At 55.1% G+C, this 503-nt stretch carries 1 pseudogene; it reads right to left on the bottom strand.

From position 1 onward, the window contains the following. Positions 1 to 96 precede the first annotated feature (96 nt). Positions 97 to 503 (bottom strand): annotated as a pseudogene (locus NRB16_RS29400) (hypothetical protein); the annotation flags it as partial.

Here is a 503-nt window from a genome sequence, read left to right as displayed (position 1 = left end):
ACCCATCGGCAGAGTCTCGCTGCACGTATCGACCCTGTGCATTGAGGCCCGTGCTTGCGGCAGTCCGGAATCCGCTTTCTGGCTGCCGCTGTCCGGTTAGTGGGTCGGGTGTCGAACGCACCGGTTATTCAGAAAACCTGAAATCTCCTGCGCCAGTTCCCGCGCATGTTCCGGGTTACTACGAAACCAGGCCGAAACAGCATGATCGCATCCGGGCAGCACATGCTTTTTGAAAGCGTGAGGGCGCAGGTGTTTCTCGATGGCCTCGATCACTTCATAAGGAATCGGGCTATTGATAATGCGCTCGTGTGGTGTGCCCTGATCTATTGTCACTGTTCCGGCCGATGTACCCGCCACTTTGCCGAAGGCCGTGGATTCAAGGCCATCAAACTCTCCGATGACCAGCATCAGTTCTCCCTCGAACTCATTCAGGAATTCAAGGGACGACGAGTCGAGAAAGCTATACGGAACTGAAATGGCGCTTTTGAACGGCTCACCAAATG

This window comes from Pseudomonas sp. LJDD11 (genome assembly GCF_024584215.1).
In the GTDB taxonomy this organism is placed as follows: Bacteria; Pseudomonadota; Gammaproteobacteria; order Pseudomonadales; family Pseudomonadaceae; genus Aquipseudomonas.
This window is presented reverse-complemented; position numbering and strand designations above follow the sequence as displayed.